The organism is Trichococcus flocculiformis (genome assembly GCF_900113645.1).
GTDB classification, from domain to species: Bacteria; Bacillota; Bacilli; order Lactobacillales; family Aerococcaceae; genus Trichococcus; species Trichococcus flocculiformis.
The window spans coordinates 37,325-62,173 of the sequence record NZ_FOQC01000006.1 but is presented as its reverse complement, the minus strand read 5'-3'; the positions used below and the strand labels follow the sequence as shown (position 1 = coordinate 62,173).

Genomic DNA, 24,849 nt, shown 5'->3' with positions numbered 1-24,849 from the left:
AATTATTTTAAAAATAATAGGCTTTTCTTAAAGATTTGGGAACTTTTGCTGGAATCTGGATAGCTATTTCATTATACAAGCTTTTCATCCACAACAAAAGCACCACTTTTATTGTGGATGGGATAAGGTAAAGATGGTTGGGTATTAAAGGAAAACCAATGGCAGAACCAGCCCGTTCCCTTCCTTGCGAATGGTTTTTTCCGGACGATGGAATACCAATAGGGAGCGAATGGATAAATTGCTACTTTCGTAGGTGTTGGAAAACGAAGAGCAGTGTCCAGAAAATGGTTCATTTCTGGACACTCCTTTTTTGGTACGCTTTTTCTCTAAAAGGGCTGAAATCAGTGTCCATAAACCCATTGCAAAATCGATGTTCAATTAATTATGCATAATAAAGTTGTGACACACTTAAAAAATTACAAATCATTTATATGGATGTTTGAATGCGAGCTTATGGTTATACTTCATTAATAACATGTTAGAAAAATAAGAACGTAGCCACCGCAATCGTATCGGTTGCTTTCTCTTTCCGCATTTAGTGGCGCTATTTCTCGCACTAATGGACTATATTCACCGTATAGTTGGCGTACTACTGTATTTCCGTACCTTTCTTTTAACCGCTTGATTAGATTTTCTGATTACCAAAGTGAGATAAATTCTATTTTAGTATGCTGTTTAAATGCTGCTTAAATCCCAAGACACGATTATAAATTATTGACAATATACGTTTACAGATGTAAACTAATTACATTGATTACAAATGTAAACGAAAAAAAGGAGTGAAGAGGATGGTACCAATATTGGAGGTTCAAAGTCTTAAAAAAATTTTTACGAAAGCAGATGGATCCGCGCACACGGCGGTGGATGGCATCTCTTTTGATCTCAGAGCTGGTGAAATTTTCAGCTTTTTGGGTCCAAATGGGGCTGGGAAAAGTACAACTATCAATATGATCACCACCCAACTTTCCCCATCAGGTGGAATGATAAAAATAGAAGGACAGGATATCCGGGAAAATCCCGCTCTTGCGAGGCAGAAAATTGGGATTGTGGCCCAACATAATAATTTGGATCGGGGGCTGACGGCTCTCGAAAACCTGGTGTTTCATGGGAAATACTTCGGGATGGGAACAGCGGAAGCAGAAGAGCGCGCCCATTCTCTTTTGGAAGACTTTGGACTATCCGACTGGAAAGATGATTATGTAAAAAGTTTTTCGGGTGGGATGGCACAGCGTCTCAAAATTGCCCGAGCGATTATGCATCGGCCTAAACTTCTCTTTCTAGATGAACCAACGACAGGATTGGATCCCGCCTATCGAGAAATTCTTTGGAAGCACGTATTGACTCTTAATAAGAAGAATCATACAACAGTTTTTTTGACAACTCACTATATGGAAGAGCCCCAACGCTTTTCTGATCGAGTTGCCATTTACAATGCTGGTAAAATTAAGGCAATAGGAACGATTGAAGAACTAAGGGAATTGGTCCCAACCGCTAATATTATATACTTGACCCTTGATCAAATTCCTTCTGGGTTCGAGCAATTTCTTCAAAATGATTCTGCCATTAGACAAGTTGTTAAAAATGACCAGAAATCTTTAACAATCTATCCTGAAGACCACAAACAAGCATTGAACAAAATCATCAATTTGGTCGATAAGCACAATGTTACTTTAGAAAATATTCAGTTAAGTTCTACGAGCTTAGAGGATATTTACATCAGTTTGACGGATAATAAGGAAGGGGAGAAAAACAATGGGACAAATGCAAATATCAACTAATTCCGTATTTTGGACGATGGTGAAACGGGATATACTGTTCCAATGGCGGAACTGGGCGGAGTTCATTTTTCGGGTAGCCATGTTGCCCTTTATCCTCATTCTCACCTATGGATTTATTTTGCCGCGCATCGGTGTTTTAACGGAAGATTTCCCAAACAATATGTTTCCTGGGATGGTTGGCATGAGCCTTCTAGTCACGGGAATCCACGGTACAGCAATCCCGTTGTCCATGGACTTTAACAATTCTCGGGAAATTGAAGATCGGCTGCAGGCGCCAGTCGATATCAGAGTGACGGCTTGGTCGAAAATGGTTGTCGGAATCATTGAGTCCTGGATTGGTGGATTGCTCGTTCTGCCCATCTCACTGATGTTTATGGGTAGCTATCTCAATTTCTCCATGTCCAGTTTAGATATTTTACTGCTGATCCTTATCTTGGCCTTGAGTTCCGTTGCATCTGCTTCTTTGGGTCTACTGGTTGGTACGATTGTGAAGCCCATGCAGATTGCCGCTATGTTCCCTGGGTTTCTTATGCCAATCATCTTTACAGGAGCAGTTTTCTTCAGTTGGCAATCCTTAACTCCTCTTCCCATAATCAAGGGGCTCGTTTTATTTAATCCTCTCGTATATATCAATGAAGCCTTGAGATTCACTATGATGGAAACCACTACTGCTATGCCGCTATGGTTTAGTTTGACGGGAATTATTCTATTCACACTCGCAATGGGCTGGTTGGGTATGAGACGTTTCACTAAAATGGCGATTCGTTAATTGTTTTGTTACAATTTTCTTGATTAGGCTGGGGCATTCCTAGCTGAAATGAGTGAAAAAAGGTTCCAATCACCAATTGTGGTGGTTGGAACCTTTTTTTGGAGTACCTTGGTGCAGCTTCCATCCTGTGGAGGTAACTTCGGGCAGTACCCTTTCTCTTGCTCACTATCATAATACGATTTTCAGACTATCTCTAACCCTCAGCACTTAATTGCATTATTCTTTTGTTACGAGTCAGGGTGCTCTTGCTGATACCGGTCATTTTCTCTACCTCTTTATAGGAATGATTCTTCAATAGATTCATGGCCAGATTGATTTGTTGCTGATTAAATTTCTTTGGTCGCCCTTCCCTGAAATCAGGTTTCTGTTTAGCCAGCTCTTTCCCTTCCTGCGTACGTTCCACAATCAAATCGCGTTCAAAATCCGCAAAAGCGCTGAAAATCAATCTTCCTGAAAACTATCTCATATTTTCTTTTTACTGAAGATAATGCTGAATGAAGCTACACAAAGGATAATACTATAAACCGAAAGCACGGTAAGACCGTTGGAAAATGTAATAGAAATATTCGATATCGGCTCCCAAAAGCTACCAGAAAGAAGCACTTCATCTGCATTTACATAAGAAAATGGCAAGAATTGCGCAAAATTATTGAGGGGTTCGACTTTTAAAATGGGCGATTCCGACAATAATAGCATCGCTACCAAAATTCCAGCATTCACAATAACACTGCCCGTAAAAAGAGAGATGAAGAAGCTCATGATAGATAAGAAAATAATAAAAAGAATATTAAGAACGACTGATTTCATTATAAATGTAAGAACTGTCATTATCGAAACTTCGAATCCATCGGGAGAGTAAACAATCGGATAATTCAGATTACCTAATCCATTTCGAACTAACAGAAATAGAAAAGTCAGCATTACAGGAACGACAAATGTAATGAGGGCAAACAAAGTAGTTGTGACTATCTTGTTTACTGCTGTATGATTCAAATCATTAGGCAGTATATTAAAAAATGAAATAGTATTATTCCTTTTTTCAAATGAATAAATATTGGCTAACAACAACGAACAGATCATCAGAATAAGTGCAGCTGGTATTTTCCCTTTAAAAATCTGTGCCAAATAGTTAAGTGCTGGAATTGAATTATGGTTATCATAAACTTTAGAAATATCATTTTGAATCAAATATTCTAGGGATGAAACTTTTTTTTGCTGCTCCACTATTGGTATTCCAACCAGAGATCCATCCTGTAAGTCTCTTAGCTGAATTTTTTCATACTGATACTCTGCAACTAATTTTTCAGATTCTTTATCTGAAAGATACGTATTAACTAGATTCTCCATCAATTCATTGCTTTCTTTAACTTTTTCTAATTGTCCAATAGCTTCCGGTACATCCTCCATATTCTTTTCTGCTTGTTTAGAAATTTCTAGATTGGCTTGATAATTTCGTAACTGGATATTTTCTATTTGTGCTATATCTGAACTGAAAAAAATGACGGGTACAATGAATAATAGAAACAATACGACCATACCGAAATAATTTGTCTTGTCAGTTAAAATTTTCTTCCATTCAAATAACAGTTGTGTCATTTACTGTGCCCCTTTTATATAAAATTCATCGTATATTTCTTGTATGTTGTGCGTATTGGCCTTAACAAGAACTAACTTCTCATTATGCATAAACAAAAATTCATCGCAAATTTCATTGATGTTAGACAAGTTATGCGATGAAAATATAATGATCTTTCCTCGTTCTTTTAATTCAACTAATAAATTGTTTACGATAGTCAAGCTAGCAGGATCAAGACCATTCATGGGCTCATCTAATAACAATACAGGTGCATCACTGACAACATACATGGCTATTAACACATGTTGCTTCATGCCTAGTGATAATTTCTTTATCGGTATGGCTTTATATTTTTCCATCCCTAGAGAAGCTAATACTTCTGTAATGTTAACCGCAGACTCCCATGTGGATTTTATGTACTCTAGATGATCCATAGCAGTCAAATTAGAATATATGTTTTCGTTACTCTCTACAAAAAAAATTTGCTTGAGGTACATACTTCTGTTTTCAATCAAATCACAGCTATTTAGCAAAACCTTTCCTTTCTTTGATACCAATCCAGCAATGGATTTTAAGAATGTAGTTTTACCAGTACCATTTGGTGCGATGAGCCCCACAATTTTGTTTTCTGAAATGGATAAACTTACGTCTTTCAGGATGCTTGTTTCTGTAATTTTTATAGTTAAATTGTTTATTTCGATCACTTTTATTTCAACACCCTTTCTTTTGTTTAATGCCTATTTCTAAATTGAATTAATATTCATTATGTTTATATTTGGATTCTGACATTTTAAATGTTAAACTGATGATATCAAAATTTTTTATAAACAACAATACATATGGAGGTTTAATAAAAAGAAAAACGTTAAGAATTCCTCAACGTTTTTTATCTTGACAGAGGACAGTGTGAAACTATAGTGTGTCCTCATTCCACATAATATTATCTATAAGTCAAAGTCCACTTTTACTACCTCTTTAATTTTTTTTGCTTTACCCAATGGGAAGCTACAGGATAATTCCTCTCCAAACCGAATCGTGCGAGTTGAATAATCAATCTCCCTAATATTGACTGGATTGATTAAACAAGAACGATTTACTCTGAATAAATTTGGATATCTTTTCTCCAACTCATTGAGCTTTCCATAAAACTCGTATTGTCCATTTGTAGTATATAAAGAAATTCTATGGGGAATATTTGAGGGCGCAACAAATAACACATCCTCCATGTCAATATTGAATGTCTGAGAACCTACCGAAAAAGAAAAATTTCGTTTTTGTGCCGTTTTTAGACCGTCAATTCTATCCTGTGCAGTCGTAAGAAGTTCCATAATTTCTTCGCGATAGGTATTTATTGGTTGGTCTTTTGCAATAAAACCAAGCGCTTCTACTTTTCTTTTAAATGTAAGGGGCGCTAACTCATCATGAGTTGTAACAAAAATAATTTTAGCTTGGACATCAGCCTTTCTAATCATTTCCGCAAGATCTATTCCGCTAATTGAATGGTTTAAATCAATATCCAGAAAGTAAATCCCATTTTTGGGTTGAAATTGTTTTAAATATGTCTTTACTTCAATGGGACTCTGCGTTTTTAATTTTATTTGAAATAGTTCACTGTGAAATAGAATGTAATTCTGAATAATAGACTCAAGCTGTTGTAACTGCAGGAACTGATCTTCACAAATAATAATTGAATAACTCATTATGTTCCTCACTTTCAAAAAATAGTGTGATGTTAGACTCTCTTAATCCGAATAGGAAGTTAGCGAAAAACCGTTTTCTGGTCTTGATAACTTAATCGCAAGAAAGGGGATTTGACATCTATTCCAGGATAAAGCAATAGACTTCTTAAAAGTATGTCATAGTAAAAAAACACCTGATTATTATCAATCATACCTATATGCCTTCAGAAATACCAGAAGCCGGGTTCCAAAATTGTTGATGAGGGCATTCTTCACTCTAGTTACGTAAGGATCAGCCTATTGATTACAATCATTATTTTGTTCTTATAAAATAAAATTGAATAAATAGAGTATGACATAATTTTTATACCTGAAATGAAAAACATCCCAAGACACAGAGAATCTCATCTTGAGCGATTCGGAAATATTAATTCAGGATTTCAAATACTAGTACTCAAGATATTATTGATTTTGCCCTTTATATCTATGATACAGTTGTCTTGTAGTAAACCAAGTTTGAGGTGTGAGCAATAACATGAGAATATTAGAGCATTATGCGAGTTGAAATGTAAAAAATTTATAGTGGTATAAGCAATGAGAAATGTGTGGCTTCAATTGAAGCGATGAGCGGTTGTGTTACGGAGCATATGATGGGGGCAGCTCAACGGGGAATTTCTAAATATAAAACGAGGGGATTACAAAGATGACAAAAATCAAAGTATTAAGCGTTTCAGAACTAAAACAGATTAAAAGGGGTGGCGCTTGGAGTGATTTGGGACAAGTCGTTGGCGGTATGGCTACTGGAGCAGGAGGGGGAGCAGGACTAGAAACAGCAATTTGTGGACCTGCTTGTGGAATCGTTGGAGGATTGTATGGTGCTGTTGCCGGTGGCGCCGCGGCTGGTTGGGATGCTAGCCATAAATAAAAAAGGAGTGAAAACATCATGGAAAATATCTATAAAGCAGACATCAGAGTTTTAAACTCTTCTGAAGAACTACAAGAAATATTTGGAGGAAGCGCAGTCGGTATTTTAGGAACTACTCTTTCAGGTGCAACAGCAGGGGTGAAAATCTGTTCTGGTGGAGGTCCTTACGCAATGGCTGCTTGTGGTGTTGGAGGCGCATTGATAGGAGCTGGTTTCGGTGCTTGGACGGGTGCTTAATAACGTAAAGAAAGCAAGTGGTCAAGACTGGTTTATCTCTCTTACGAATATGACTCTTTTTACAGTTTTTTCAAAGTTTTGGAATGGAGAAAATACATTTTGGAAAGTGTCAGTTCTTATAATTATAGGATTTTTGAACATATTCTTACTATCGAGGTCAGGAAAAAAGAACAGATAAATTTCTGTTGAAGAAGTTAGGATAAAACCCAACCGCCCAATGAATAAGGCGCTATTTTACCAAAACCGGCAAAATAGCGCCTTTTTTATCCTCCTGCAGCTGTGTTAGGAGGTTTTTATGCCAACTAAATTCCAAAATATTATTTTCAAAAACTCTTAACAGATAGTCTGTGATAATCCGATTGTTCGAATACCAGTATGAATTGCACCGAAAACATATCTTCTTCCTTCCTATATTGGACATAAATATTTGAATATTTCTGTTTAATTTCTTGTATGTTTGAAAGCCCCAAACCCAAATGATTTTTTTTTGAAGAAAACCCTTCCTCAACTAATTGCGAAACTGATGTATTATTCGGCTTACAGGTATTCTCGATTAAAAATTCTATTTGGGTATCATCTTCATAAATAAGTACAGAAATTTTTCCGTCATTTACCAGACTAGCCTCCTCAATCGCATTATCAAGAGTGATTCCTAAAATACGAATAAGATCGAACGTATGAATGGGGATAGTATCGATATTATTATTGCATTCAAAGTGACAATTTATATTTTGCTCTTGAATAACAAATAATTTACTGACAAACAGGCTCTTTAGATAGGTGTTTTTAATTTTTTGAACATCGTTATAATTCCAGTTTGAGGAATAAAGATTATTTTCAGAATATTCATCTAAGTCATCTATACACCGCTCTAGTTCTTCGTTTCGACTTTCTATAGCCCTTTCTCTCAAACTTAGAATAATGTTCTTATAATCATGTTTAAATTTACGCAAATTTTGCTGGTTTCTTTCTAATTGGTCTGTATATTTTTTTAAGTCGGTTAATTGTTGCCGGGACAACTGTTGTTCGTATTGCTCTTTTTGGTTGGTTATCTCTTTTATAAAAATAAGCGCAAGAAAAATAACTTGAATAGTAACAAAGACAGTTATGCCAATAATAAATTTATCAAACGCTTGATAATAATGGGAAGCATACAGAAATAATAATAGTGCAAGAAAAAAATAACTGAGTAATAGCGTTGAAAAAAATGAACCATATTTTTCAACGGTTTGATTGATTCTAAATTGGCGGTATAAAAAAATGATGACTAATAAAGCAACCATCTTTAGACTAACTTCAGTAATAATATAGAGAAATCCTTTTATTTCATCGAAAGAGGTAAACGGAAGTACAACAGCTGAAACGAAAATAGAAACTAGATAAGTTGTAATCATACTCAACAGTGATGTACTCAATAAAACGAAATCCGATTTCTTGGGTTGTTTTAGAAAAAAATAGCACCCTAATATGGGAATGATGTCTGCAAGACTACTTAAGAAAATCTGTGCAAAAAAAGTTAGTGGGACAAAAAGAGTTATTATTACAGCTTGTTTTTTTAGGCTAACTTTTTTGTAGAAATTAAAAAAAGCTAGGTAGAAAAAAAAGAGTTCCAAAAAAATCCTCAAAACATATGCTTTAGTGTCTATATTTAACATCTGTTATTCCTCCTTAAATAGAAGTATAGCAGATGTTAAAAGATCTAACATTTTTTAAAAAAAGAAAAAATACACTGTGCAACGCTAGACCTAGATTTACCTGAACTGGATAGTCCACCTCCAGCAATTATCTTTTTTAAATGTTCATCCGAGATGTGTCTAATTCTCATCTTTTAGGCTCCTTCACTGTTTGAATACAAAAAGTATGCCATAAAACGTTTACTAAAACGAGAAAAGATCCTCAACCATGGAAAATTATATCTTTAACAAAATAAATCCGAAAAATTAAAGCAGGGGATGACTGTTGTGTTTTTAGGAGGAAATAAGAATAGCAGTAACGCTGCTTTAAACCTTCATTCCCGGATTATTATAACGTGGTACTGAAAGAGCCCGTACCTACGGCCTTTTTTCACCAACCTCGTTATAAATCGCTACAAATATTTATAACGAGGTTTAACTAAGAAACATTGATTTATCAACCTTTCAACGCTCCGCGTTATAATTTTACCGGGAATCCAGGTTTAAATAATTGACATTAAAAATACCTAATTACCTGGGTGAAATGGCATTACTTTATTTTTCACACTCCAATAATAAAACCTGTTGTTAGCGATATGTTACTTGTCTCAATAAGGATCAATAACTAGCAAGTTCTATTTGTAATGAAATCCAGACTAAATACTCTTTCACCGACTGTGAAATACTTTAGGTAATTATCCTATTAGTACAAGCATTTTAAATCAGTGATTTTTTAGGGGTATTGAAAATATTACTTAGAGACTCAACTTTCGCAGCTCAAAATAGGCAAGTATTCCTTGATATAATTGGGCAGACTTGCAAACCAATCAAGCTGCGAAAGTTGAGTTATAATATTTCATTACGATGGGAGATAAAATGATCAAATTTAGGCACTGTTTGCGATGGCGTGATTGCGCGTACCCGTGGATCTAGGCGCCAAACTAAATTTTTATGTTAAAAAGAGAGAAAGATCTTGAATCAGATAAATTTGTATTATCAAAATGAGCTATAAAATTCATTAAAACAATTACGTTGAAAACCAAAAAAGAAGTCACAAAATTTAATTCCATCAGCTCTTACTTATATCTACCTATTGAGATTATTGAAAGGAACGTATGAGGCATCCTGGAAAATGATGGCAATTTCCTATTTATTATTGATCGATTTTAAAGCATGTCCGCACTGTCATGAATTTTCAAAAGTTTTATCTGATATTAAAGGAACAATCAAACTGTCAATCTATCATGTCAATTTAGAAATGGGGCACTTCTCTCGGTTCAGGACATTTTTTTATTGTCTTGAGATAAAAAACCAAACGAAGAAGAAACTGGTGGTATCTTGTATATGTAACATAAATCTATTTGAAAGGGAGTTTTATCATGCAAAAGTTTCAAAAACTAAACGAACAAGAAATGAAACAATTAATGGGTAGGTATAGCTCAAAAGATTGTCTAAAAGACATTGGTAAAGGAATAGGTATGGGAACAGCAGCTGGTGCTGCTGGTGGTGGATTAGCTGCTGGATTAGGTGCTATCCCAGGAGCATTCGTTGGGGCCCATTTTGGGGTAATTGGTGGTTCTGCTGCATGTATTGGTGGACTATTAGGAAATTAGGAGGGTCTATTAATGAAAAAAGAAATACTGAATCAAGAAGAAATGTTAAAAGTAACTGGCGGAAAAATTAACTGGGGTAGTGTAGGTGGTTCTTGCGTTGGCGGAGCAATAATTGGTGGTGCGCTAGGTGGACTTGGTGGAGCTGGTGGAGGTTGTCTGACAGGAGCTATTGGAAGCATTTGGGACCAATGGTAAAAGCATTAATTTTCTCTGCTGTAATCTCTTTAATTGCATTGGGTAACTATCTAAAGAAGAAAGATTTATCTTCGAAAAAGAAATTGATTGTAACAGCTGCCATAGCAATCTTCTTGATTATCTATGAATTTTTCTGGAGTATTCTCACTTGATAGATAATGTCATCTGTATTTTAGGGGACAGAATAAAATCAAACTGTTACTTAATTTAAATTACATTTTTTCGAGAAATTCATCTGCATCATGGCTTTGTCTTGAGACATTCTGTGATGCAGCTTTCAATATTTCACGAATACACACTCCCACCGTGACAGATCGTGTCCCAATAATTTGTGGCAATCACTTTTTAAATTCTTGTATACCTTCTCTGACTTCATCTGTAATCTGAACTTTCAACAATTGTCCTGTTGGGCTTACTTCATATTTGGAATCGCTGATATAGGGAACGGACACATTAAAAAAGTCCTTCCAATTCGTAACCCAAAGTGAATCGTTATAACCTGCATTCCCGGAAATTTATAACGAGGATTTTGTAGAAACTTAGTAACATCAAGGCTTTAAGAGGTTTTTTAGATTAATTCCACCTCGTTATAATCAGCATTTATAACAAGGTTAAAATCCACTGATATCAAGGTTTACAGCCATTCTCGTTACACAATTCGGGAATGCGGGATAAAAGAGGTACACCAAAATTTCTATTTGATTCTTTTTATTCTTTACCTATCTAATCTTTTTCTCCATCTACATCGTATTGAGACTTTTCTTTTGATTTAAGTTTATTCCGTTCACGTCTAACTCTTAACAACTCAAGCAACGTTAAAAATGCTGCTGTATAGAATCCAGAGCCAATGAAATCTCTATTAATAAAATATTCTATAGCAATCCCTATTAGACTTGCTATAGATAGACTTATTAGGACATTAAAATGCGGATGTTTCTGATAAAATTTCTTATAAAAATTCATGATGTTTAAACCTCAAATCTGTCTATTTATAAAATTTTATATCTTGTTGCTACAGCTCTTCCAGCGATGTCCAGCTTTGCTAATTCAGTTATTTATTCCTTTTCAGACCGTAAGGACTTTTGTCAGAATGTTATTGAATAAAATAAGAGATATACTATCTTGATTATCGCTAACATCTAAATTTAGCAGAACTAGGTAAACTTTCCCCGGAATTTGGGATACTACATGAGTCCGTACTTAAACACTGTACAGCAGATGGTCTCTTATGTTTAATTACACGACTAAATAACTCTTATTCATAATTCTTGTTCAAATACTCTAGAATGCTATTACGTATTTTATCATGCTTTATAGGGCTGTATGCGGTTTCTTTGTTGTGCCAGTTGGAACTATCATATAGCCATACAGGCATTTTTTTTCGTTCTTCACTTTCCCATTCATAACGTGGAAAAACATGAGCGTGCAGAAAATTATCAGTATTTCCTAAAATGTCGTAATTAACTCTAATAGGTGTGCAACTATGAATAATAGCATCTCCTAGAACACTCATGTCGGAAAGAAACTGTTCACGTTCCTCTAATGTTAAGACATTCAAAGAGTTAACTTCCTTTTTGGGTAATAGCACACAGTAGCCAGGTAAAAATTGAACATCTCCAAAAACAGCATAGCCACCTTTTAATTCTTTTATCAGCATTGGATTAGTCCCATTTATTGCAGATAAAATTCGATTCTCGTACCATTCCATGTAAATCACTCCTTTTTGACTTGGATAATTTTTAGTATAGCAAATTATCTAATCACTCAGCTTATTACCTGATGTTTTTATAATTTTTCTTTTATTCCGCGTCAAAGTGCTCTTACTGATTCCGGTCATTTTCTCTACCTCTTTATAGGAATGATTCTTCAATAGATTCATGGCCAGATTGATTTGTTGCTGATTGAATTTCTTTGGTCGCCCTTCCCTGAAATCAGGTTTCTGTTTGGCCAGCTCTTTCCCTTCCTGCGTACGTTCCACAATCAGATCGCGTTCAAAATCCGCAAAAGCGCTGAAAATCGTGAAGATTAATCTTCCGGTGGACGTGTTTTCGATAATTCCTAAATTCAGCACGTTGATCCGCACGCCCTTCTCAAATAAGAGCTTGATCGTGTTCAATGCATCTTGTGTGCTCCGGGCGAAGCGGTCCAACTTCGTTACAACCAGCGTATCCCCCGTTTCAATTTCCTGAAGGAGTTTTTGGAATTCGGGACGATCACTTTTTGTTCCGGTAATTTTTTCGAAGTAAACCCGATCGCAGCGTTCCTCCTCAAGTTGACGCAGCTGTCCTTCCAGATCTTGTTGGCGAGTACTATATTAGTTGTGGAGTTTATTTTTTTTTAATTGAATATATAAGTAGCCAACAAACCGTGTATATTAGAATACCAATAACAGTTATTGAAAAATTATTATTGGTCGGAAAGGAATTTCTGCTTAAAAAAATTAAAATGAAAATAATGGTTTTCAGGATGCCTTCTTCCCAAGATGATGTTAAGTTTTTTTTATCATTCATTATTTCCTCCTACATTTAACTCTTATATTGACAATTCAAAAGATTTAAAACAAAATGTACTTTTTAATTTCCCCAATAAGGATTATGGAATCCCACTAGATAGTGCAACGATATATTGTGAACCATATACTACCAATAACTAAAAGAAATCTCTTGTTTATCTCATTTATTCCTTCCCAAGATAAACCAAAAAACATCATAAAAGTGGGAATGGCAAAGTTACTTAATATTTCTTTAGGTGTAATGGAATAGCCTTTATTCCTTTGTTTAAAGAAGATATCTTACCATAAAGCATTATAACTCCCCCCTAACATGACTCTATTATACTATATTTAAGTTGCAAGAAAACATGTGAAATTTATCTGGTGCTTTGGTTTATCCCAAAAAATCGTTCTGAATATACAAAAAATCAGCTAAGTAGATTTAGAAAAATGTATATCTTCCAAATAATGAGAATCCAAGTTCTCTCCGGCTATTCATATTAGAATTATAGAATACAATCTATCTGGACGGAGTAAATGGAAAGAATAAGCAACAAAAAGGAAGTGGAAAAATGTTAGATAAAATTTTTTATAAGAATTCATGATGTTTAAACCTCAAGGCTCTCGTTTTATAAAGTTCTATGCTTTGTAACTACAGCTCTTCAAGCGACATCGTATCCAGTTCTTTTATAGAAGGTTAGCTATCCATTTCCAAACTACGTTCATCAGATTTAGCTCCGTACTATAATGTAAGCAGCCCATTCAATGCGATTTTCAGACTATGCTCTAAGCTCCAGTCATTATTTCCATTTTCCTCTTATTACGCGTCAAGGTGCTCTTGCTGATTCCAGTCATTTTCTCTACCTCTTTATAGGAATGGTCCTTCAATAGATTCATGGCTAGATTGATTTGTTGCTGATTGAATTTCTTTGGGCGCCCTTCCCGGAAATCGGGTTTCTGTTTGGCCAGTTCTTTCCCCTCCTGCGTACGCTCCACAATCAGATCGCGCTCAAAATCCGCAAAAGCGCTGAAAATGGTGAAGATCAATCTTCCGGTGGACGTGTTTTCAATAATCCCTAGATTCAGCACATTGATCCGCACGCCCTTCTCAAATAAGAGCTTGATCGTATTCAATGCGTCTTGCGTGCTGCGAGCGAAGCGGTCCAACTTCGTCACAACCAAAGTATCCCCTGTCTCAATTTCCTGAAGGAGTTTTTGGAATTCGGGTCGATCACTTTTTGTTCCGGTAATTTTCTCGAAGTAGACCCGATCGCAGCGTTCCTCCTCGAGTTGACGCAGCTGCCCTTCCAGATCTTGTTGTCGGGTACTCACCCGTGCGTAGCCATATTTCATCTTTTTCGCCCTCTCTTTTGACCATAAGTTATGACACCTTTGTATCCCTTGATTTTACTAGAGCAAAGAAGCATAGTCAATACTCTTGAGTTATGGCTATGAAATATAAGATTCAGAGCTAGAGAATGCTACGAAGAATAAAAATGAAGGAAAGTTAGATAGAACGTGACTCATAAAGTTGACTCTTAAGAAGAGATAAGGCCGCTTTTTTCTTTTGAAAAGCGGCCTTCCTTATTTGTCTTGTAATCGATTATTTTGGAGATTACATTTCCTAGATATTAAATTCTTTGCTTGACTACGTACCGTGGTACATGGTTTATAATATAGAAAAGGATGTGATTGCATGGCTTATCGTATTAGTTCTTTTGCTGAAAAATGCGGTGTGAATAAGGAAACGATTCGGTATTACGAGAGAAAAAAATTACTACCAGAACCTGATCGAACCAATACCGGGTATCGATCCTATTCAGAAAAGGACATAAAACGGGTAAAATTTATTAAACATCTCCAAGAACTTGGCTTTTCTTTAAGTGAAATTTATAAATTGCTTGGTGTGGTGGATAAAGACAACGTTCGTTGTGAGGGTATGTTTGAATTTGTCTCAAAAAAAGAAAGAGAAGTTCAAAAACAAATAGAAGATTTGAAAAAGACGGAACACATGCTCAAAAATTTACGACGAAGATGTCCAGAGGAAAAGGAACTGTATGCGTGTCCTATCATAGATGAGCTAATAGAAAATTAAGGGGGAAACAAGAAAATGAATCAATTTAAAATGGGCATTCACGGCATGACTTGTACAGGGTGCGAAGAGCACATAGAAAAAGCGCTTGAAAGTATCGGAGCGACCAAGATTAAAGTTAATTTTCGTCGGAACGAGGCGGTGTTTCAATTGCCTGACGACTGTGCGATAGAAACTGCGATTAAAGCAGTGAAAGAAACAAATTATGAGCCCGGAGAAATAGAGAACTTATCTGCTCGAGAGCATGTGGTGTCAGTTAATAAAGAGGAATATGATTTGCTCATTATCGGTTCTGGCGGAGCTGCTTTTTCAGCAGCTATAAAAGCAGTCGAGTATGGAGCAAAGGTGGGCATGATTGAACGAGGAACGGTAGGCGGCACCTGTGTGAATACGGGGTGTGTTCCCTCAAAAACGCTTCTTAGAGCTGGAGAAATCAATCGATCCGCACACACGAATCCTTTTGAAGGATTACACACTTCTGCGGGAGAAGTAGAATTAGGTCGCTTAGGGAATCAAAAAAATGAACTAGTCAGTGATTTACGGAACCAAAAATACATTGATTTAATTGATGAGTATGGATTTGATTTAATTAAGGGAGAAGCACATTTTATCAATGAAAGTACTATTGAAGTGAACGGACAAGCATTTTCTGCCCACCGCTTTTTAATCGCAACCGGGGCTTCTCCCCTCATACCCGATACTCCAGGACTTGAACAAGTAGATTATCTGACTAGCACAACTCTTCTTGAACTTAAAAAAGTCCCAAAACGCTTAACCGTTATTGGATCGGGTTATATCGGAAGAGAACTCGGACAGCTCTTCCATAATCTGGGTTCAGAAGTTACCCTAATTCAAAGAAGCAAGCAATTCTTAAAAGAGTATGACCCTGAGATTTCTGAAGCAATGGAGAAATCTCTCATCGAACAAGGAATAAAACTCATTTCTGGAGCAGCTTATGAGCGAGTGGAGCAAGACGGAGAGATTAAAAAAGTCCATATTATTGTAAACGACAAGAAAAAGATTATTGAGTCAGACCAGCTACTAATCAGCACAGGAAGAACGCCCAATACTGAAGCATTGAACTTAAGTGCAGCAGGAGTTAAAGTTGGAGCCCACAACGAAATCAAAATAAATGATTTTGGTGAGACAAGCAATGAAAAGATCTATGCAGCGGGAGATGTCACATTAGGGCCTCAATTCGTCTACGTGGCTGCCTATGAAGGAGGAATTGTTGCAGACAATGCGATTGGTGGGTTAAATAAAAAAATCGATTTAACAGTGGTCCCTGGTGTTACGTTTACAAGTCCCGGATTCGCAACCGTTGGTTTAACAGAAAAGAAAGCGAAAGAAAAAGGATATGAAATTAAAACGTCTGTGTTGCCGTTAAAAAATGTTGCTAGAGCGCTTGTAAACCATGACACGGCAGGTGTAATTAAACTTGTAGTTGATGGAAAAACGCGAAAAATTCTGGGAGTGCATGTGGTCGCTGACAATGCAGGGGAAGTTATTTACGCAGCCACTTTAGCCGTTAAATTCGGATTGACCGTAGACGACTTAAAAGAAACGCTTGCACCTTACTTAACAATGGCAGAAGGCTTAAAATTGGCAGCCTTAGCGTTTGACAAAGACGTATCAAAATTATCCTGTTGTGCAGGATAAAGTTGCTTTTTTAATAAGTAAATTACCCGAAAAAAGCGAAAAATATAATAAAAAGGCTATTCCTGATGCATGAAAATCAGGATAGCCTTTTTTGTATGGTAGATTTACTTTGCGTTTGCAAGGCCAAAAATTGACTAGCCATCCTGTCCACGAATACCAAACTGCTCGAAGAGGAAATTTTACGCCTATATGGAAATCATTTGGATACAGTGCGCTTCTTTAAGATGGCGAAATCACACGTAGATTTGGACAAAGAATTTCAGTACTGCAATTACGATGCGATGGTTTACCCACACAACGATTGTCTTCACGCGCTACATTATGATCGCCCTCCGTACCCGTGAAGAGAAGGATTCCCGGACCATCGGTCTGCTTTTAACTGGAAGATATCCGATTTGCAGAGGCAATCTTGTTAGTCTTGAACTGCCTGAAGGCATCTCTTACAACTGAACCTGCTATATCCGAAAAAATAGTTCAATCGCTTCTGGATAAGTTCTTCCGTAATATGCCTGCCTTTCTGAAGCGAGCCTTTAATCAGGCTATTAGCGGTCTGTCAAGGGCTTTAGCGGCATAACTATATCGGTAGAAATGTTTTTATATCAAGGATTAACCTTGATTTTTATGGTGCGAAAGTTGAGTTAATATGAAACTTCTTGTACAGCAAGCTACTCAATATTCCAAAATTGGCGCCAATGCATGATTTCGCATGTGTTTGCTTAACTGAACAATCTCATATATTTCATTAACTGCTTGCTCATTCATTCCAAGCTGGTTTGCAATTTCATGAGCGGTTAATCCCTTTTGCTGACCAAAGAGTATCAAATCAATCTTAAGGTAATCCATCTCAAAATAACTCATATATTTATCTGTTACTCCAGGTAAAATATCTGGATTTGGAGAACGATGTAATATTTCCAAGGGCACTTCTAAGAATTCTGCTAACTGAAGAATATGGCTTCGATATATATTTTTCATAGGCATGATATCAGCACAATCATCTATTCCGTATTTGCAGAAGAGCCCAACCATATCCTCCGTTTTATGTGCAGAACCAGCGACCATATAGTTGTTCTCTTCAGCAAATTTATAAGCTACCAGAACCCTCGCTCTTTGTTTAGAAGTGATTTTTGCAATCATCTTCCTTTTCCACGGATTGAGCTTTCCTTTGAGTGAATCTAAATAATCTTCTTTTTGTGAACGCCCACTCTTATACACTATTTTATTTACAATATCTTTCCAAAATGCGCGGCCTGATATTACAGACAAAAGAAAATCAGAAGTTCCCACCCCCCTTAAAATAGGGCTAATACTAATTTTTACTGTTTCTATGCCAAGGTGTTTGCTGATCATTCGACCATAATAATCAGCTTCAGGATTCCCCCATCTTTCAGGAAGCATCAAACCTTTGACCTTATCATTGCCAATAGCACGCGTACAAAGTGCAGCCGTTACACTGGAGTCCAGTCCTCCTGAAATAGGAACTACAATACCATCTCGATATGACTCGGAAAATTTTTCATTTATGAAATCTTCAATTTCCTTGCACCATTGTTGAGCATCAATTTGAAAAACATCTTTAGTTAGCTTCATATGTTCATTCATAACTTCTCCTCCATGATAAAGCTTCTTCTCTCAACATTTTTTACAATGTTAGATACTTTTAGTAGTCATTACACGTATTATATTTAAAAATGCCATGACAGCAACTCCCGCGTCTGCAGATACTGCTTCCCACATTGATGTTACGCTTGAGGCCCCAAGCACAAGGAATATAGCCTTAACTCCTAATGCAAAAATAATATTCTGCATTACAATGTTCTTTGTTCTTCTGTATAGGTTGAGACTTGCTCGAGGATACTAAATACGTGAATGTCATCTAGACTGTAAATCATAATTTTCCGTCTCTTCTTACTTTTACTGAACATGAACCTTTCAAAGTTTTTAACTGATGAGAAACAGTAGACTGTTGCATGTCTAAGGAAAGTGCAATACGAGTTCTTTATTCTGTAAAAGAAAAAAACGATAATCTTGTTGGATCGCTGATAATCTTAAATAATTTGCTTATTGATTGAATAGTCTCTCAATCTAACGGAGAAGGTAATGATGTTTCCATATAGTTTTAACTCCTTCACAGGAGGGTTTGTTCATATCCTCTATTTTTTCAATATTTTCTTCTTTTGTTGGTATTCTTCATCCGATAGTTCTCCTTTTGCATAACGCTGATTAAGGATTTCAAGTGCCTCATCCCGGCTATTTGAAGTTGTGCCAGCATTACTGCCTCCTTGGACTAGCTTCATCACCGCGTATACGATAATAACGATTAAGATTACCAGGATAATCATCATGAAAATTCCCCAACCGCCCATCATGTCATAACCATAATAATTCATCATTTTTCCCGCTCCCCTTCTGTTAATGTTCGGAAATCACTTGTTCCAGTTCGCCATGCCAATCATGGTGCCAGACTTCTCCAGTAAGATCATTGACACTCAGCATCCCGATTACTTTGTCGTCCTTCATGATATGAAATGTGTAATAGCCATAAAACGCATGCCCTTCACCCGGAACCGAAAAAGCTTCACCTAGCTGGCTTTTCACGAAATCGTCCGCGATTTTGACGGCCTCTGTTCGGGCCACAGTTGCCGTATACGTTGTGTTCGCATTGTAGAGGAATGATCCGCCCATCATCATGCTGTATTTTTCGTTCCACATCATGTTGGGACCCGGTTCGGGGTAAATCTGTCCCGTATAAGGATTGACCAAAATTTCCATTGCCCCTCTGCCGGTGTCTGTCTCTTCCACCGAAACGTAGTAATCTGCATCTTGGAAGACAAAAATATCCGCCACTTGAAGGTTATTTCCGTAACCCTTCAAATAATTTTCGACATCCGACAGAATCTGTTCGGGCGTCAATTTCTCATTGCTGCTGTTCTGAATCTGGTTGCTGTTGACTCTGCCGCCCATCATGCCGCCGTTGTAATATCCTTGATTGTATAAGACTGTATCAGCACTTTTTGCGAACATAAACAACCAAATGCTGTACCCAATCAGGATAGCAATTGCACCAAACAGGATTACACCCCAGACTAATTGATGTTTGTTTTTCATATCCTGCCCTACTTTCTTCGCTAAACCTTTAAAGCGATTCTAGATCGGCACCTATTATTGAGACCTTTTGATAACTGATGCTTACTGAGACCTGTGTCGACAAAATACATCCCTATATTGTTAATTATAGTTCCTTGGATTTCTAAACGCCAATTCTAATCCTTATTTTTATTGAATGCGTAATCTCTATAATTAGATAATTTATCTTCCAATCCTTTTATATCTTAAAATAAAAATTAATCCGATGTCTGTTAAACTGTTTCTTTCTGATATTCCATAAATCAAATTCAGCCTTTACAACAAATGCAATTGATGTAATTTCAGACTCGCCGAATCTCCAAAAGCACCCTCATTACCTTGGCAAATGGTCAGTATGGCGTCATTTCTCTCTACATCCACTTGTAAGATACATGGAGCATAGACCTCCTTAAAAATAAGAGCGCAATCTGCGAGGAACGCAAATACCTGACCTGACAGTATATTATCTATTAGGTCAGGTATTTGTTATAGAATTTAAAAAATACACTTGCTACTTATTTTGGCCGTTTTTTTATGAGGCATAGAAAATAGCCACCTTGACTTTTTAAGCTGGGAAATTATAAAGATAATGGGTGCAAAAATAAAAAGGGGAACTTCTTTTTTATTTAAAGAAGTCCCCTCTTGCTAGCATAATCTACTTTTTGAGGATTCTCATAGCATTTAAAACGGCTATGACAGTTACCCCTACATCCGCAAAGACAGCTTCCCACATCGTGGCCACACCGAAGGCACCCATAATGAGGAATAATCCTTTCACCCCAAGGGCAAAGAAGATATTTTGCCATACAATGCGACGGGTATCCTTGGCCACCTGCATGGCAGTAGCAATCTTAGAGATTTTGTCATCCATGATCACAACATCCGCGGCCTCAATTGCCGCGTCTGACCCCAGGCCACCCATGGCAATACCGATATCAGAGCGAGCCAGTACTGGAGTGTCGTTGATTCCATCTCCTACGAAAGCAACTTTCTCATTTTTTTCTTTACGAGAAAGGATTTCTTCAAATTTTACTACTTTGTCTTGAGGAAGCAACTCACTATAAACTTCCGTAATGCCTAGTTTCTTAGCTACTGCTTCTCCAACTTTTTTGGAATCCCCGGTTAGCATAATAATATTTTTGATTCCTAAGTTTTTCATTGCAGCAATGCTTTCAATGGCATCTTCTTTGATTGCGTCAGCAATCAATAAATGCCCCATATACACTCCATCAACAGCTAGATAAACGATTGTTCCGATTTCTTTTACTTCCTCAAAATTAATCGAGAATTTTTCCATTAGATGGGCATTTCCTGCCAACGCTTCTTTTCCGTCAATAGTGGCTTGAATTCCGTAACCAGCAATTTCATTATATGCCGTAATTCTTTCTTCGTGAATCTCTCTTCCATACTGTTCTTTAATGGAATCAGCTATTGGGTGAGTAGAATGAGATTCTATGTAAGCAGCTAACTCAAGTAACTGCTGTGAATTGATTCCATTCTTTGGTTCTATAGCAGTTAGTTCAAATTTCCCTTTTGTTAATGTACCTGTTTTGTCCATCACTACATACTTGAGGTCGTTCAAACCTTCCAGGAAATTACTGCCTTTCACTAAAATTCCTTTTCGAGAAGCAGAACCAATTCCGCCAAAAAACCCAACAGGGATGGAGACGACTAAAGCACAAGGACAAGAAATGACCAAAAAGATACTGGCTCTGTATATCCATTCATTAAAAGTAGCTCCTGGCAGTAACAATGGCGGCACAACGGCCAACAAGAGCGCGGCCACCACGACAACGGGCGTATAGTAGCGAGCAAATTTGGTGATAAACTGCTCGGTGGGAGCTTTTCGCCCACTGGCATTCTCCACCAGATCCAAGATCTTTTTGACGGTGGATTCCGAAAAAGGTTTCTCCACCGCTACTTTCAACACACCATTGCGATTGATAAAGCCACTGAGGACAGAATCACCAGGAGTCACGCTCCGCGGTACGGACTCCCCGGTCAATGCGGACGTATCCATAGCGGAAGTCCCGTCCACTACCTTTCCGTCCAAGGGTACTTTTTCACCCGGGCGGACCAGAATGATATCGCCCACCTTTATGGTTTCCGGGGCGACCTTCTCGATCCCGTTTCCTGTATCCAAATTCGCATAATCGGGACGGATATCCATCAGGTCCGCAATCGAGCGACGCGACTTCGAAAGAGCGACTTCCTGGAACACTTCTCCAACTTGATAGAAAAGCATAACCGCAACAGCCTCCGGGTATTGCTGAATGTAGAAGGCACTAAGGGTCGCAATGGTCATCAGGAAGTTCTCATCAAATACTTGTCCGTGGAAAATATTCCGTACGGCACGCCATACGACATCATAACCTGCAATCAGATAGGCACTCACAAATAGAGTAACAGAAAGCCCTCCTTCGAGCGGCAGGAAGATTCCGGCTAGCATGAGGGCGAACCCGAGTACCAAACGAATAATGGTAGTCTTTAATTCGTCTCTTTCCCCTTTCTCTTCATCACGATCTACTTGTTCCAGACCCTCAGAAAGCGCTACCGATTGACTGTCTGCTCCAATGAGTTTACCGTCCGCTTTATTTTTCAAGACAACATCAGGCTCTAACTTGTTCACTTTTTGTTTCACTTGGGATAAAACAAGTTCTTCTCTTTCCTCTGTTACATCGAAACTCAATGTTTGCGTCATATAGTTCACATTACTATTGGCAACGCCCGCAACTTGGGAGACACCTCTTTCAATCTTGCTGGCACAATTTGCGCAGTCAATCCCATCCAAGATCCACTCGTAGTGTTGTTTGTTTTCATCTATTAGATTTTTATCATTTCCTTGGGTGCCAACTTCGATCAATCGGCCGTCCGCCTTATTCTTCAAGACAACACCAGGTTCCAACTTGTTCACTTTTTGTTTCACTAGGGATAAGACAAGGTCTTCCCGCTCTCCTGTTACCTCGAAACTCAATGTTTGCGTCATATAGTTCACATTACTATTGGCAACACCTACAACTTTGGCGACGCCTCTTTCAACCTTGTTGGCACAATTTGCGCAGTCGATCCCATCTAGGATCCATTCGTGTAGTTTTTTGTTATCGTCCATTGTATCTCTCCTCTAATGAATTAACTGACTTCTTTTATAAACTGAATAATGTTTGAATGGTGCCATTCTCGACCATGATATAAATACCTAAGCCAATGAAAACCAGGGAGACAACCGGCCGCTTATATTTTTCTATGGTTTCGGATATCAAAGAAATTTTTGACAGTTTGTAACTGATATGGCAGAGAATCGCTATAGAAATTGCAAAAACGATTAACGCTACAGTAGTTTCCGGCCAGGTAAGGGCCGTGAAGTAGGGGATATAAATTCCTAGATTATCCCCGCCAGAAGCAACGGTAATCAGGGCTATCGTCCAAAATAATGGATTGGAGCCACGTGCTTGCATTTTTTCAAGCACATTCTCATCTTCCGGATCCTCCCTTTTTAGGGCCAACCGGATCCCTAATGACAAGGGGATTAATCCCAGCAAACCGATAACCCAGTCTTGCGGAATAAAATTTAATACAAAAGCTGCAAATAAACTAAAGGCGACTAAGATTCCCATTCCTAAATATTGTCCCCCAATAATCATCTTTATTCTCCTTCTTGTATCGTTTTGGGAGAAAATAATCATGAGGATTAGTAGGTAATCAATATTCGTAGAAACATATACCGCAAGGGCAGATACAATCGTTGGCAACATGGTTAGTCCCTCCAATCTAAGAAGTGAGCTGCAGGCCTTCCGATATTTTCAGCAAAGAACCAATAGCATCTGAAATTTCTTGATTCGCGAGCGAATAATAAACCATTTTCCCTTCTTTATACGATTTGGTTATGCCATTTTTTTTCAGAAAACGTAAATGATGAGAAGTGGTGGCCGTGCTCGCATCAATAATAGCTGCTAAGTCACAGACACACATTTCCTTATAAGTGGATAATGCATATAGAATTTGAACTCTGGAGAGATCTCCCAGGCATTTACTTAGTACCAGTAAGTCCGCAAAGTTTTTACCGTGTAGTTCGGATTTAACATAATTAACTTTTCCCTCATGAACAATCGTAGTTTGACAAACTTCTAAGTCCACTTCTTCCATTTTTAAGCCCCCTATCATTCAAATGTTCATTTGAATGAATTGTATCAGTATTTGTTAAAAATTTCAATGGTATTGTATATCATGCCAAGAAAGGATTAAGATATCTCCTCCGTTACCTGACTAGCAGCTCGATGTGAATCACTTTGAAAAGCACCTACTGCAAACAGGAAGCAATAACAACTGAAAAAGCTGATTCCGGGGGGGAATACCGGAATCAGCTTTTGAAATAAACTGTCTGCGCTCTTTTTTTAGTTGCCCTTTCTTTCTATGTCCCTACTGGACGTATTGTCTTCCTCTTTCTCGAAAAAGAGAATATAGATAATCATGCTGCTGACTCCTAAGGTGAGGAAAACATCTGCCAAGTTGAAAATCGGGAAATTGATGAAATCAAAACGGAGCATATCCACTACATAGCCGATACGCATCCGGTCAATGAAGTTGCCCAAAGCCCCTGCCAGAATGAAGGAGAAGCTAATGCCGGACAAGCGGCTATTTTGCAGCTGCTTATGGAAGGTGTAAACCATATACCCCACTACCACGACGGTGGTGAGGAAGAAGAAACCTATCCTTCCTTCAAGGATTCCCCATGCTGCCCCGCGGTTTTGAATGTAGTACAAGGAAAAAATGCCTGGAATAACTTCCATCTGGTCGTACAGGGAAAAATTTTGGACGATCCCCCATTTCATCAGTTGGTCTGTGGCAATCAAAAAAGCTGCCAGTAGGTAATATAAAATCATGCAGTAACCTCTCTTTGTAAGGAATAGATTCACTAACTATTGTATAAGACTGCGACGAGGAAGTATAGTTCCCAGCTGGCACATTGAAAGCTGGGGATTCTATTGAGTTTATTTTGACAAACGAAAAAATAAAAGAGCTCGTGCAAAGATGTGCGC

Annotated in this window: 24 protein-coding genes and 4 pseudogenes; 8 read left to right on the top strand and 20 right to left on the bottom strand. The window is 37.6% G+C overall.

Annotated features, from left to right (window positions below; genetic code table 11):
* Positions 1 to 71: 71 nt before the first annotated feature.
* On the bottom strand, positions 72 to 293 hold the full coding sequence (locus tag BMZ71_RS04315; protein ID WP_086988473.1) for a hypothetical protein: 222 nt from the start codon (positions 291 to 293) through the stop codon (positions 72 to 74).
* A 495-nt stretch (positions 294 to 788) separates the two neighbouring features.
* On the opposite strand from BMZ71_RS04315, the gene BMZ71_RS04310 reads away from it, so the two are divergent.
* Both BMZ71_RS04310 and BMZ71_RS04305 read left to right on the top strand, forming a co-directional pair.
* A complete protein-coding gene (locus tag BMZ71_RS04310; protein ID WP_035067049.1) occupies positions 789 to 1,778 on the top strand; it encodes an ABC transporter ATP-binding protein in 990 nt (329 codons plus the stop codon).
* Positions 1,753 to 2,547: an ABC transporter permease gene (locus tag BMZ71_RS04305; protein WP_245734379.1), complete on the top strand. Its 795-nt coding sequence runs from the start codon at positions 1,753 to 1,755 to the stop codon at positions 2,545 to 2,547. Before BMZ71_RS04310 ends, BMZ71_RS04305 begins: the two co-directional genes overlap by 26 nt.
* Before the next feature lie 193 nt (positions 2,548 to 2,740).
* Here BMZ71_RS04305 and BMZ71_RS04300 read toward each other — a convergent pair.
* From BMZ71_RS04300 to BMZ71_RS04285, 4 genes and pseudogenes are all read right to left on the bottom strand, one after another.
* Positions 2,741 to 3,001, bottom strand: a pseudogene (locus BMZ71_RS04300) (recombinase family protein); the annotation flags it as partial.
* 8 nt (positions 3,002 to 3,009) lie between these two features.
* On the bottom strand, positions 3,010 to 4,143 hold the full coding sequence (locus BMZ71_RS04295) for a hypothetical protein (RefSeq protein WP_086988474.1): 1,134 nt from the start codon (positions 4,141 to 4,143) through the stop codon (positions 3,010 to 3,012).
* Positions 4,144 to 4,827, bottom strand: coding sequence for an ABC transporter ATP-binding protein (locus BMZ71_RS04290; protein ID WP_177187489.1), 684 nt, complete (start codon positions 4,825 to 4,827; stop codon positions 4,144 to 4,146). It abuts the gene before it with no gap.
* Positions 4,828 to 5,067: 240 nt separating this feature from the next.
* The gene (locus BMZ71_RS04285; RefSeq protein ID WP_086988476.1) at positions 5,068 to 5,823 is read right to left on the bottom strand and encodes a LytR/AlgR family response regulator transcription factor; all 756 of its coding nucleotides are present in this window, start codon (positions 5,821 to 5,823) and stop codon (positions 5,068 to 5,070) included.
* A gap of 682 nt (positions 5,824 to 6,505) precedes the next feature.
* Here BMZ71_RS04285 and BMZ71_RS04280 point away from each other — a divergent pair.
* Together BMZ71_RS04280 and BMZ71_RS04275 are read left to right on the top strand one after the other, a co-directional pair.
* Positions 6,506 to 6,727 (top strand): hypothetical protein, encoded by a 222-nt coding sequence (locus BMZ71_RS04280; RefSeq protein WP_086988477.1) that lies wholly within the window; start codon positions 6,506 to 6,508, stop codon positions 6,725 to 6,727.
* A gap of 18 nt (positions 6,728 to 6,745) precedes the next feature.
* A complete protein-coding gene (locus tag BMZ71_RS04275) occupies positions 6,746 to 6,964 on the top strand; it encodes a bacteriocin (RefSeq protein ID WP_086988478.1) in 219 nt (72 codons plus the stop codon).
* 323 nt (positions 6,965 to 7,287) lie between these two features.
* Here the strand turns inward: BMZ71_RS04275 and BMZ71_RS04265 are convergent, their stop codons facing one another.
* Positions 7,288 to 8,619, bottom strand: a complete 1,332-nt coding sequence (locus BMZ71_RS04265; protein WP_086988480.1) for a sensor histidine kinase — start codon at positions 8,617 to 8,619, stop codon at positions 7,288 to 7,290.
* 44 nt (positions 8,620 to 8,663) lie between these two features.
* Positions 8,664 to 8,789: an EntF family bacteriocin induction factor gene (locus BMZ71_RS04260; protein WP_094030722.1), complete on the bottom strand. Its 126-nt coding sequence runs from the start codon at positions 8,787 to 8,789 to the stop codon at positions 8,664 to 8,666.
* 1,227 nt (positions 8,790 to 10,016) lie between these two features.
* On the opposite strand from BMZ71_RS04260, the gene BMZ71_RS04255 reads away from it, so the two are divergent.
* A complete protein-coding gene (locus tag BMZ71_RS04255) occupies positions 10,017 to 10,250 on the top strand; it encodes a DUF6861 domain-containing protein (RefSeq protein ID WP_086988481.1) in 234 nt (77 codons plus the stop codon).
* A 12-nt stretch (positions 10,251 to 10,262) separates the two neighbouring features.
* A complete protein-coding gene (locus BMZ71_RS04250; protein WP_086988482.1) occupies positions 10,263 to 10,445 on the top strand; it encodes a class IIb bacteriocin, lactobin A/cerein 7B family in 183 nt (60 codons plus the stop codon).
* A 723-nt stretch (positions 10,446 to 11,168) separates the two neighbouring features.
* Here the strand turns inward: BMZ71_RS04250 and BMZ71_RS04245 are convergent.
* The 4 genes and pseudogenes from BMZ71_RS04245 to BMZ71_RS04225 all read right to left on the bottom strand — a co-directional run bounded on the left by BMZ71_RS04245 (position 11,169) and on the right by BMZ71_RS04225 (position 14,289).
* The gene (locus tag BMZ71_RS04245) at positions 11,169 to 11,408 is read right to left on the bottom strand and encodes a hypothetical protein (protein ID WP_086988483.1); all 240 of its coding nucleotides are present in this window, start codon (positions 11,406 to 11,408) and stop codon (positions 11,169 to 11,171) included.
* Positions 11,409 to 11,700: 292 nt separating this feature from the next.
* Positions 11,701 to 12,153 (bottom strand): HIT family protein, encoded by a 453-nt coding sequence (locus tag BMZ71_RS04240; RefSeq protein ID WP_086988484.1) that lies wholly within the window; start codon positions 12,151 to 12,153, stop codon positions 11,701 to 11,703.
* A gap of 48 nt (positions 12,154 to 12,201) precedes the next feature.
* Positions 12,202 to 12,756, bottom strand: a pseudogene (locus BMZ71_RS04235) (recombinase family protein); the annotation flags it as partial.
* A 966-nt stretch (positions 12,757 to 13,722) separates the two neighbouring features.
* Positions 13,723 to 14,289 (bottom strand): recombinase family protein, encoded by a 567-nt coding sequence (locus tag BMZ71_RS04225; protein WP_086988487.1) that lies wholly within the window; start codon positions 14,287 to 14,289, stop codon positions 13,723 to 13,725.
* Between the two features lie 343 nt (positions 14,290 to 14,632).
* Between BMZ71_RS04225 and merR the strand changes: the two genes are divergently transcribed.
* Together merR and merA are read left to right on the top strand one after the other, a co-directional pair.
* Positions 14,633 to 15,031, top strand: a complete 399-nt coding sequence (merR, locus tag BMZ71_RS04220; protein ID WP_068624608.1) for a mercury resistance transcriptional regulator MerR — start codon at positions 14,633 to 14,635, stop codon at positions 15,029 to 15,031.
* Between the two features lie 15 nt (positions 15,032 to 15,046).
* On the top strand, positions 15,047 to 16,687 hold the full coding sequence (gene merA, locus BMZ71_RS04215) for a mercury(II) reductase (protein WP_086988488.1): 1,641 nt from the start codon (positions 15,047 to 15,049) through the stop codon (positions 16,685 to 16,687).
* A gap of 669 nt (positions 16,688 to 17,356) precedes the next feature.
* Here merA and nadE read toward each other — a convergent pair.
* The 9 genes and pseudogenes from nadE to lspA form a co-directional block, all read right to left on the bottom strand.
* On the bottom strand, positions 17,357 to 18,289 hold the full coding sequence (nadE, locus tag BMZ71_RS04210) for an NAD(+) synthase (protein ID WP_086988489.1): 933 nt from the start codon (positions 18,287 to 18,289) through the stop codon (positions 17,357 to 17,359).
* A 206-nt stretch (positions 18,290 to 18,495) separates the two neighbouring features.
* Positions 18,496 to 18,761: pseudogene (locus BMZ71_RS04205) on the bottom strand (ArsR/SmtB family transcription factor).
* Between the two features lie 79 nt (positions 18,762 to 18,840).
* A complete protein-coding gene (locus tag BMZ71_RS04200) occupies positions 18,841 to 19,080 on the bottom strand; it encodes an SHOCT domain-containing protein (protein WP_086988490.1) in 240 nt (79 codons plus the stop codon).
* Between the two features lie 19 nt (positions 19,081 to 19,099).
* The gene (locus BMZ71_RS04195) at positions 19,100 to 19,795 is read right to left on the bottom strand and encodes a PepSY domain-containing protein (protein ID WP_086988491.1); all 696 of its coding nucleotides are present in this window, start codon (positions 19,793 to 19,795) and stop codon (positions 19,100 to 19,102) included.
* A 673-nt stretch (positions 19,796 to 20,468) separates the two neighbouring features.
* Positions 20,469 to 22,637 carry a heavy metal translocating P-type ATPase gene (locus BMZ71_RS04190; protein WP_245734383.1) on the bottom strand — a complete coding sequence of 723 codons (2,169 nt, stop codon included), beginning with the start codon at positions 22,635 to 22,637 and terminating at the stop codon, positions 20,469 to 20,471.
* Between the two features lie 171 nt (positions 22,638 to 22,808).
* A pseudogene (locus BMZ71_RS15520) lies at positions 22,809 to 22,922 on the bottom strand (cation transporter); the annotation flags it as partial.
* 34 nt (positions 22,923 to 22,956) lie between these two features.
* Positions 22,957 to 23,565 (bottom strand): CadD family cadmium resistance transporter, encoded by a 609-nt coding sequence (locus BMZ71_RS04185; RefSeq protein ID WP_068624596.1) that lies wholly within the window; start codon positions 23,563 to 23,565, stop codon positions 22,957 to 22,959.
* Between the two features lie 16 nt (positions 23,566 to 23,581).
* The gene (locus tag BMZ71_RS04180) at positions 23,582 to 23,956 is read right to left on the bottom strand and encodes an ArsR/SmtB family transcription factor (protein WP_177187488.1); all 375 of its coding nucleotides are present in this window, start codon (positions 23,954 to 23,956) and stop codon (positions 23,582 to 23,584) included.
* A 248-nt stretch (positions 23,957 to 24,204) separates the two neighbouring features.
* Positions 24,205 to 24,693, bottom strand: coding sequence for a signal peptidase II (lspA, locus tag BMZ71_RS04175; protein ID WP_068624595.1), 489 nt, complete (start codon positions 24,691 to 24,693; stop codon positions 24,205 to 24,207).
* Positions 24,694 to 24,849: the final 156 nt, after the last annotated feature.